This window comes from Nocardioides sp. (assembly GCF_035429765.1).
GTDB lineage: Bacteria > Actinomycetota > Actinomycetes > Propionibacteriales > Nocardioidaceae > Nocardioides.
Window position 1 is genome coordinate 1 of the sequence record NZ_DAOMFK010000297.1, and the last position, 2,608, is coordinate 2,608.

General features: G+C 74.7%; 3 protein-coding genes. All 3 read right to left on the minus strand.

The genetic code is table 11. From position 1 onward, the window contains the following. Positions 1 to 600, minus strand: a 600-nt coding sequence (gene tsaB, locus PLP61_RS16425) for a tRNA (adenosine(37)-N6)-threonylcarbamoyltransferase complex dimerization subunit type 1 TsaB (protein ID WP_324503837.1), incomplete at its 3' end; no start/stop codon positions are given. Positions 601 to 743: 143 nt separating this feature from the next. Then, positions 744 to 1,661 (minus strand): tRNA (adenosine(37)-N6)-threonylcarbamoyltransferase complex ATPase subunit type 1 TsaE, encoded by a 918-nt coding sequence (gene tsaE, locus PLP61_RS16430; protein ID WP_324503838.1) that lies wholly within the window; start codon positions 1,659 to 1,661, stop codon positions 744 to 746. Next, positions 1,658 to 2,608: alpha/beta fold hydrolase (locus tag PLP61_RS16435; RefSeq protein WP_324503839.1), on the minus strand; the 951-nt coding region annotated here is incomplete at its 5' end. The genes PLP61_RS16435 and tsaE, both read right to left, overlap by 4 nt.

Here is a 2,608-nt window from a genome sequence, read left to right on the forward strand (position 1 = left end):
GGGTACGACCGGTCCCAACCAGCCTTCGCCACGCAGGTCGGCGCGCTCCTCGGCCACCACGCGCGCGAGCCAGCCGGCGCTGGGCCGCACCGGGCCGACGGCGTTCGGGAACGCCTCGGGGTAGAGCAGCGCCCCCTGCCCGACCACGGCCGCGTCGGTGGCGGCGGCGTCCGGCCGCACCACGACCGGGTCGTCGAGCCGGCCGCCGTGCACGTCGTACGCCGCGAGGTAGACCTCCTTGCGACGCGCGTCGGTGGCCACGAAGAAGTCGTCGGCGACGGTTCCGGTCTCGGCCGCCTCGACGGCGAGCACGTCGAGGGTGCACGCGCCGTAGACGGGGATCTCCAGCGCCCAGCCGAGCGTGCGCGCAGTGACCAGCCCCACCCGGAGCCCGGTGAACGGGCCGGGGCCGACGCCGACGGCGACCGCGGTGAGGTCCTGGCGGACCAGCCCGTGCTCGGCCAGCAGCTCCTGGATCAGCGGGGCGAGGTGCTCCCCGTGCTTCATCGGCCGCTCCGAGACCCGCTCCCCGACGACCGCCTCGCCGTCGTGCAGGGCGACGGTCACCAGCGGGGTGGCGGTGTCGAAGGCGAGCAGCACGGCCCCGAGGCTAGCGGCCGCCACCCCGCACCGAGATAGTCCGCCGCGATTCTCATCATTTCGCGCGTCGAAATGATGATTTGCGCGGCGGACTATCCCCCCGGGCTCACCTCACCTTCCCCGTGGCAGGCGGGACCTGCCCCTCAGGGGTGCCAGCGCGGACCGTGGCCGCGGACCCGGACCCGGCGGGGGTCGGCCCCCTCGCCGCCCCCTTCTGCGTCCTCGTCGGTGCCCTCGCCGAGGGTCCGCTCGATCACCACGTCGAGGCGGGAGTCCGCGAGCCCCTCGGCCAGCCCGCCGCCCCACTCGACGACCGTCACCGCCTCGTCGAGGGAGGTGTCCAGGTCCAGGTCCTCCAGCTCGGCCAGCCCGCCGAGCCGGTAGGCGTCGACGTGCACGAGGGCGGGCCCGTCGACGAGGGAGGGGTGCACCCGGGCGATCACGAAGGTGGGCGAGGTGACCGGGCCGCGCACGCCCAGGCCCTCGCCCAGCCCCTGGGTGAACGTGGTCTTCCCCGCCCCGAGCTCACCGGTGAGCAGCACCAGGTCCCCGGCCCGCAGCTCGCCGCCCAGGCTCGCGCCGAGCGCCCGCATGGCCGGGGCGTCGGGGACGTCGTAGCGGGCCGTCAGCCGCCGGCGCAGCTCGAGGTACGGCGGGTCGCGGCGCACCTCGGCGAACCCACGGGCCTGCCAGAAGCGGATCGTGGCGGGCAGCTCCTCGCGGGCGAGCACCGCCATCTCCGTGGCGTCCTCGACGGCGTCGCAGGCCGCGACCAGGAGGGCGCGGGCGACCCCTCGTCCCTGCTCGCTGGGCAGCACGCCGAAGCGGCGCAGGTAGACGACCCCGTCCGCGGGCGAGAGCAGCAGGGCGCCCACGGGGCGGCCGTCCCGCTCGGCCAGCAGTCCCCCGGCGCCGGCCAGCGCGGCCGCGACCGAGGCGGTGGTCTCCCCCAGGGCGTCGGCCGGCGGGTCCAGCACCGGTCGGGCACCGAAGGCCGCACGCACCACCGCCAGCACCTCCTCGGCGGCCTCGGGGCCGACCCGGCGGACCCGCAGGGTCACCGGGACTCGACGCGGTCGATGGCGTGCGAGAGCAGCTGGTTGAGCTCGGCGTTCACCTGCGCGTAGCGCTCCATGATCACCATGTGCCCGGCACCGTCGCACTCCAGCAGGTCCGAGCCGTGCACCAGGGCGTGCAGCTTGCGGCTGTGCCCGATCGCGGTGATCTTGTCCGAGCTCCCGCAGATGATGCTGGTGGGGACCGAGGACAGCGTCGGGCAGGCCGACCACAGGTCCAGCGCCGCGAACGAGGGGAAGAACTCGGCGACGACCTCGAACGGCGTCTGGTTCAGCAGCGCGTAGACGAACCCGACGTACTCGTCGGGCACGCCCTGGCCGAAGGCGTAGGCGTCGGTGATCACCTTGGCCACGTCGGTGCTGCGGTGGCGCAGGGCGTCGACGGCGCGGTGGCCGCGCGAGAGCGTGTTGACCAGCCGGGTCACCACACCCCGGCCCAGCCCCGCCGGCAGCATGGGGAAGAGGATGCGGCCCGGGTCCAGGCCCCCGGCGGTGGTCGCGATGAGCGCCGCCCCCACCACCTTGGAGCCGAACAGCTCGGGGTGCTGCGCGGCCAGCGACAGGATGGTCATCCCGCCCATCGAGTGGCCCACCAGCACCACCGGGTCGTCGTGGGTGAGGTCGTCCAGGACCCGTTTGAGGTCGCGGCCCAGCTGCGTGATCGTGGCGTGCAGATCCGGTGAGCGCCCCGAGCGGCCGTGCGAGCGCTGGTCGTAGTAGACCGCCTTGACCAGACCGCGGTACGCCGCCCGCTGGAAGTGCCAGCAGTCCATGCTCAGCGAGTACCCGTGGCAGAAGACCATCGTCACCGGCGGCTCCGCCACCGGGCGGCTCCGCCGACGAGACCCGCTGTGCGCCTCGGGGTCGAACGGGTCGACCTCGGCGTGCAGCGGGACCCCGTCGTCGGCCACGACGTGGATCGGCGCGGCGGC